Here is a 6746-nt window from a genome sequence, read left to right on the forward strand (position 1 = left end):
AGGGTTACGTTAATTGACTCCATTTCGTCGCTTTGCTAGACTTATGGTATCAATTAATCTAGGGGAAGTGGGTGCACTTTATGTTGTTCTCTATTTCATTTAACCAGTCCCACCAAAGTTCATTGAGCCATAATAACAGGGAAAATATTCATGGAAATCCTGGCATCGATCCATCTAGGCTAGACCAGAATATTTATTTTATAAAAAAAGACATTCGAAGTGTATACGAGGATGTCTTTCAAGAAGCGGTGGACAAGTACAATGAAAGGCAAAAACGGAATGACCGCAAAATTAAAGATTACTATGACAAGATAAGAAAAGATACAAAGACGCATGAGCAACGAGAACTCGTTGTAGCGATTGGGGAAGGTAAAGACGACCCAAAGTATAGGGAAGCCAAAAAGGAAGCGTTAAAACAGTATGCTGAAGCGTTTCAAGAGCGACATCCGAATCTAGCAGTCTATAACATGGTTTTACATGATGATGAGGCAAATCCGCATTTACATATTAACTACGTACCGAATTTCGAAAGTAGTCGAGGCTTAACGAGGCGTGTCGGAATGGATAGAGCCTTGCAACAACAAGGCGTAGAAGGAAAAGGAACGGAACTGATTGCAAATTGGAGAATACTAGAAACGGCTTATATCGAGGAATTAGCAAAAGGGCATATTTCTGATTTTGAGAGAGCAAATGTAGGTTCTCATAAGTACATGAAAGTCCGTCAATATAAGGAATATGCAGAAACGAAATCGACTGTTGAAAATCAAGTACAAGAAAAAGAAACGCAGTTGCAAGTGATGAATCACCATGTAGAAAATGCTGAAGAAAAAGTGAATGAATTGCAAGTAGTGAAAAAGGGTTTGGAAAGTGATGTCGTTGATAAATCCAAAGAGTTAGAAACAGTGAAACAACAAGTGGAAAGTGAAAATGAAAAGCTTCAGCTGATTGGCCAGCGTTATTTAGAATTAGAAAAAATGGTAAAACAACAGCAAAAAGAATTGGATAGTGCTATGGATCAAGTACCAAATGAACCTGTTAAAATTCCGTTTTTGCGTAAGGAAGTAATAACAGAAGTACAGGATAAAATGTTTGGTAAAGCTGAAATTACGAAGAAAAAGACAAGAAATTATGTGTTATCACCAGAACAATATCAAGAATTAACAAAACAAGTGAATGCAGCAGTTACTATCAAAAAAGATTATGAGCGTTTGAAAACAATAGATTTTGTACAAGAAAATGATAGTTTACGTGTACAAATAAAAAATCTAAAAGAAGAAAATAAGGAATTAGATACTGGTTTAGCAGAATCTCACTTAGAAAATTATGAATTTGGAAAAGAAAACGAAAGATTAAACATGAAAATAAGCTCGTTAGAGGCCCATATAAAAGATTTAAAGACAAACATAAGGGTTTTATATCGAAATACGAAAAAGGTCCTTGCAGGAAAATTTAATGCGTTTAGAAGTCTTATTAAGAATGAATTGGGTAGCAAGGGAATAGATGATCAATTTGAACGTGAACATAAGAGGGAAATGATCAAATCTCAAGGTTCTGATAGGGAAAGATAGGCGTGATAATGGTGAAAAAGAGAATTGATTTTTAACAGATGGAAACCTTTAGCAAAGGATTTCATGTTATTATATAGAAAGACATATAAACGAGAAAAACCGCCCAAGCTTTGGTCGGCGAGGCGGTTTTTCATAATAAGGTTGGAATCAACCAATATATATTCTATATACATTCTAACATATAAAAGTTGATTCCTTCCACTAAGGGAGAGAATTATTTTATGACAAAAGTTGTAGATTTTGGACAGGCTGAAAAAAAAGCAAAAGAAAGAGATAGCAAGATTAATAGTATTTATGAAAAACTTGAAGGTAGCGGTGGACTTTCTGAAGAAGAAAGAGCCATTATGCTACAAGTATTAAGTAAAATGTCTGGTGGGGAAGAGTATTTTATAGGGAAAAAGAAAAAACCTACAGATCGGGTGAGATTTGTGCAGATAATTACTGATAATATTAATTATTTATGTAAAATTGGATATCTGACAAATGCTGAAAAAGCTTTTTTAATTGATTTAATACCATACATAGAATTTAAAACTAACATTTTAGTTGAATGTTCAGATGAAGATTCAGACGAAATAGATGCAGATGCAGCTACACCGAGTTATTTAGCAAGAAAGTTAGGAAAAGGTAGAAGTAATCTTTCTGTTTTAATGAATGGGTTATTAGAAAAGGGAATTTTGGCAGTTGCAGAATCAGGAATGACAACTGAGGATGGACGTATTTGTAGTTCTCGTACATGGTTTGTGAATCCTAATATTTTATGTTGTTCTCCTAAAGATGGAGTAGATAAGGCTACTATGAAGATTTTTAAGAAGTCTCTTAGAAACTTTAAAGTAGATGGAGATAAGAAAAAACATAATTTACCGATTTATTTATTTTAGATGTCACTTATTATTGACATCTTCTTTTTTATGTTTTTTTCCATTTTTTAGGTGTATCTTTTTTCGAACACCTGTGTTCGAATTTTCGAACACCCCCCCCCTCTCAAACCCTTGTTATTACTGACTTTTTTCATTTTGCTCTTCTCACTCTTATATATAGAGCTAAAAGTTCCGCAAGGAACGGGTCGTATTTTTGAGAAAACCACTCAAAAATCTCCACCCTCAACATCAAAAAGTCGGTTCGTTCATCCTCACCTAAAGGCTATCGCCTTTTCTTTTCGATGTTGTCCTTGCAAAACTTTTTTCGGCTCGTGTGCTTTTTTCGCCAAGCCGACAGACAAAAAGCAAAGCAATGGTTCTCGACTTGGACTAGCAAGTATACGAGCCGAACCGCTTGGATCATTCGTTCTAAAATAGTCTTTATTCAAAAAATAGATACGTAATACGTGGGGTTTCGCCCCCACACGACGAGCCAGCACTCTAGCCAAAAAGCAAATTTCAAACTAAAAGACCAGAACAAAACCATATTAAATAAAAAATAATGAGCTGCCCATATGGACAGCTCATTTACATAATTCTCGAAAGAGAAATCGACATTCTGGAAGATTTCTTGCTATCACGAATACTTGATTTTATGTATCAAATTTTAGAACAACACGAGCACGTAACGATCTACCTTGCACTAATATAAATAGTTTATTACCCACCTATAATCTTTCGACTATAAACAAGCAGTTCACCACTCATACTAATGGTTCGTTCGACCGTATAAAATACCTGTACAACCATATATAACCTTTCGGCTATATATGACCATTAGCCTTATAAGAGCTAAATTGCTCTCTAAAGCCTGCGGCACCCAGTACGATCTTAGCTCGACCCTATCCGATAAGTTGGAACCTTATTGTAATCATAGCAGCTAGCATACGACTACAATAAACCTTTTCCCCACCAAATAGAATCTTCTCTCCGACTGCAAACAAACCACATAGTTTATATGAACTAATGACCTGTATACAATCTTTGACCGACCTATATACACCTCTGTTATGAACCATATATAAGTCTGGGCTCAACCGTTACGTACCCGATATCTATATCATGAGCAAATTCATTTCAATGTATGTACACTATAATCATATGGTAACCATTTACTATTACCATCTATTTACAGTATATTTTTAATTTTTAGAAAATTTATAATTTTTAGTATTTAAAAAATTCGACCCTTGATGTGTGATAAGTATAAGTAAAACATACATATCAAAAAAGAAGGTGAATCCAGTGGGGTAGAGTAAGGCGAATGTACAAATCATGTACAGGGTATAAAACCAAAATCTGTTGAAAAAGAGGGTGGTACCACCAGAGTAGTGGGAGGCGAAAGCGTATTAGTATACGCTGGGTAGTAAAAATTTGCAATGAACAGAAAGGATTACGAATACCATGAATGAAGAAATATTGTAAGCGACCTTGTGATTCCTAAGAGGATGATCGAGGTCGCTTACTGTTGTTTTATGAGCTTTTTTAACCAAAATCTAAAATTATCGGGATTTAATGTATTTAAGAGACTATTAAAAGTCCTCCAGATTGTTTAACTGGGGACTTTTGTGTTCACATAATTAGTGTTATCGGAAGTTCTATTTTAGTAAACTCATAGCAACTACAATACATCCAACTATAAATAATTCTTTTTTAAATATGTATTTTTATCTTTACTTAGGATATGCTACAGTCTTTTCCTTAAAAATGTTTCCATAATATCTCCCTTAAATCTTTCGTAATTGAACTGAAAAGCGACATTATGTGTTTTATAACCTGGATTTGTCACAAAACGAAAGTCTGCGATACTTTGACCAAATCCTTCTCCTTGATCGGGAATTACTTTGATGGGCACTTTTGACAGACGAACTGCATCTGGATTCAACAAATACCATATTGTTACAAAATCATGCATAGGGCTTCCTCCTATGCCAGGATTCGATTTAGAGTAGAAATTATAGTAGTAGTCTAACATAGGTTTGATGATGAGTCCTGCAAGGTCTTGTGTATTCCGGTGAAATGCATCAATTTGTTGAACCATTTCAGGTGTAACAATCGCGTGTTGAGTGACGTTTAATGGAATAATTGTCAAATTCTTTGCATGCTGCAGAATTAAGTTTGCTGCATAAGGGTCTGCGTAAAAGTTAGCTTCAGCCACAGCAGTCACGTTTCCGGGGTAAAAAAAGGCTCCACCCATGCAAATGTATTCTTTCACATTCCGCATTGCTTCTAAATTCAAAATAAATGACGTAGCCAATGAGGAAAGTCTTCCCAAATTGATAATTGTAAGATCGTCTAAATTTGAGTTTATAATTTTGTAAATATCATTTATGGGATAAATTGGATAAGGGATTTTAGGTGGAATGATAGGTCCTAGTCCTACTTTTCCATGTACTTCAGGAAAATATTGAACCAATATACCTGTTAAAGGTACAGAAGCACCGAGAAATACGGGTATCTCTTTTCTTCCCGAAATATACTTCAAATAGTTAATATTTTTTATAGCATTCTCTCTCGATACATTTCCATAATCCGCTACAATTCCTACAAGTTGGATATCATTACGAAAAAAGGTGTACAGAATAGCAAACGCATCATCAATTCCCAAATCTGTAAACAAGAGAACTTTTTTGGGCATATGTTTTCCTCCAAAAGCCATAAAATTTTATTTTTACTAAGGATGTAATGAATAGGCTTGTACTATATTTGATATATATTTTATATATTCTTCAATAGTACATTCTGTTCATCTATAACTTTAGATATCTTATATGTGTTTGCATCTAAAAAAGTATTTTTGTTTTGTATATCGTATACAAGTGCAGTTTACATAACGTAACATTATAGGAAGCAAGGAAAAAGGCGGATCCCTATTCTTACAAGGGATTTGCCTTTTTCCTTTTCTATGACTCTATGCATATTTTTATACATTGTTGATATAGAAGGGATTCTAAGTGTCTTCGCTATTTTGTTTTTCATCTTTTCTTGCATAAAATCTTGTATAAATAAAAAAAGATTTTGATGCTGATATCGAGAAGTAATGAGTATTCAATGGTAAAATCGAAATGTATTTCGAAATCAATTCGTTTTTAAAATCGGTTGTAAAATCAGTTGTAAGTGAATTCCGATTTTGATTAAAATGTTGATTTAATCGTGTTTGTGAGTGAAAAAATGTATTCCGTTTTTGGGGGAGGAATTAAAATTGGAACTAAAATCGGAAATGTATACACCGAAAATTGTCGCGGATCGTTTAGGGGTTACTCCCGATTTATTAAAAGTATGGTCAAACGAATTTAATATACAAACGGAACGAAGCCAGGGAGGGCATCGCAGGTACTCTAAGGAAAATATAGAAGAATTAAAAGCAATCAAAGAAAAAATACAGGTACAAAAATGGTCTTATGATCAAGTTCGAGCATGGCGAAATGGAGAACTTGATTTGTTTGTTTCAAAAGAAGAAAAATCAGAATTAGAAAAGAAATTGGATGAAGTATTAGAAAATCAGCAATTACAAAATCAGTTTAATCAAGCGCTCGTTCAAAAATTACAGGAAATTACGAATGAATTAGTTATTACAAAAGAGCATTTAGCTAATACGGAGAGAAAATTAACGGAAGTAGAAGGTAAAAATAGTGAATTAGAAGTCTTTATAGAGAAAAAGTTAGAGAAACGAGATCAGTTATTGCTGGAAAACATTAGAGATATCCAGAGACAAAATCAGAAACCAAAACGGAAAGGTTTTTTCGGTTTGTTTAAAGACTAATTAATTGATTATGTGAACGAAAAGTCCCTTCAGATCTTTTGAAGGGACTTTTTCTAGGTTTCTAGATAAATTGACTGTTGATAATGATGGGTTATGTTAACCATATATTTATATAATATATATGTGAAAAATGTTTTGGAGTATATATATTTTTTTTAATAGTACCGTTCATATTTGAAAATGTGAAATAGGGCTTAACTGTATGATTCTACTGTAGTTTTCATAGGTGCTTTCCTTATACTTATATTTGGAAGGTTCATATGCTGTGGTATAGGTATTTAGAAAAGTTGTTTTTTTTATAAGATAGGTGAGAATTATGAGCGAATTTAAAAAGAATAGCTGTATACCGTTTCAATGTTGTTTTCCTTTACCGGAAATAGGTCCAACGGGGGCAACAGGTTCGACAGGAGCAACGGGACCATCAGGTGGTCCACCTGGTCCAACGGGGGCAACAGGTTCGACAGGAGCAACGGGACCATCAGGTGGTCCACCCGG

Annotated in this window: 5 protein-coding genes and 1 pseudogene; 4 read left to right on the top strand and 2 right to left on the bottom strand. The window is 34.1% G+C overall.

Features of this window, described 5'->3' with window-relative positions; all coding sequences use genetic code 11:
- The first annotated feature begins 80 nt into the window (after window positions 1–80).
- Together ACFQZ1_RS10475 and ACFQZ1_RS10480 are read left to right on the top strand one after the other, a co-directional pair.
- Entirely contained in the window at window positions 81–1568 is a 1488-nt protein-coding gene (locus tag ACFQZ1_RS10475; protein WP_377882157.1) for a plasmid recombination protein, read from the top strand.
- A 221-nt stretch (window positions 1569–1789) separates the two neighbouring features.
- Window positions 1790–2449, top strand: coding sequence for a MarR family transcriptional regulator (locus tag ACFQZ1_RS10480; protein WP_098594847.1), 660 nt, complete (start codon window positions 1790–1792; stop codon window positions 2447–2449).
- A 251-nt stretch (window positions 2450–2700) separates the two neighbouring features.
- On the opposite strand, the gene ACFQZ1_RS10485 is transcribed toward ACFQZ1_RS10480, so the two are convergent.
- Window positions 2701–2913: a hypothetical protein gene (locus ACFQZ1_RS10485; RefSeq protein WP_377882151.1), complete on the bottom strand. Its 213-nt coding sequence runs from the start codon at window positions 2911–2913 to the stop codon at window positions 2701–2703.
- A 1262-nt stretch (window positions 2914–4175) separates the two neighbouring features.
- On the bottom strand, window positions 4176–5126 hold the full coding sequence (locus ACFQZ1_RS10490; RefSeq protein WP_377882153.1) for a nucleoside hydrolase: 951 nt from the start codon (window positions 5124–5126) through the stop codon (window positions 4176–4178).
- 564 nt (window positions 5127–5690) lie between these two features.
- On the opposite strand from ACFQZ1_RS10490, the gene ACFQZ1_RS10495 reads away from it, so the two are divergent.
- Both ACFQZ1_RS10495 and ACFQZ1_RS10500 read left to right on the top strand, forming a co-directional pair.
- Entirely contained in the window at window positions 5691–6251 is a 561-nt protein-coding gene (locus tag ACFQZ1_RS10495) for a MerR family transcriptional regulator (RefSeq protein WP_377882155.1), read from the top strand.
- 316 nt (window positions 6252–6567) lie between these two features.
- Window positions 6568–6746: pseudogene (locus tag ACFQZ1_RS10500) on the top strand (collagen-like protein); the annotation flags it as partial.

The organism is Bacillus sp. CGMCC 1.60114 (assembly GCF_042676365.1).
In the GTDB taxonomy this organism is placed as follows: domain Bacteria; phylum Bacillota; class Bacilli; order Bacillales; family Bacillaceae_G; genus Bacillus_A; species Bacillus_A rhizoplanae_A.

Excerpts from the sequence above, each read along its gene's own strand:
- ACFQZ1_RS10475 (WP_377882157.1), top strand. The coding sequence starts at position 81 with ATGTTGTTCTCTATTTCATTTAACCAGTCCCACCAAAGTTCATTGAGC.
- ACFQZ1_RS10480 (WP_098594847.1), top strand. The coding sequence starts at position 1,790 with ATGACAAAAGTTGTAGATTTTGGACAGGCTGAAAAAAAAGCAAAAGAA.
- ACFQZ1_RS10490 (WP_377882153.1), bottom strand. The coding sequence starts at position 5,126 with ATGCCCAAAAAAGTTCTCTTGTTTACAGATTTGGGAATTGATGATGCG.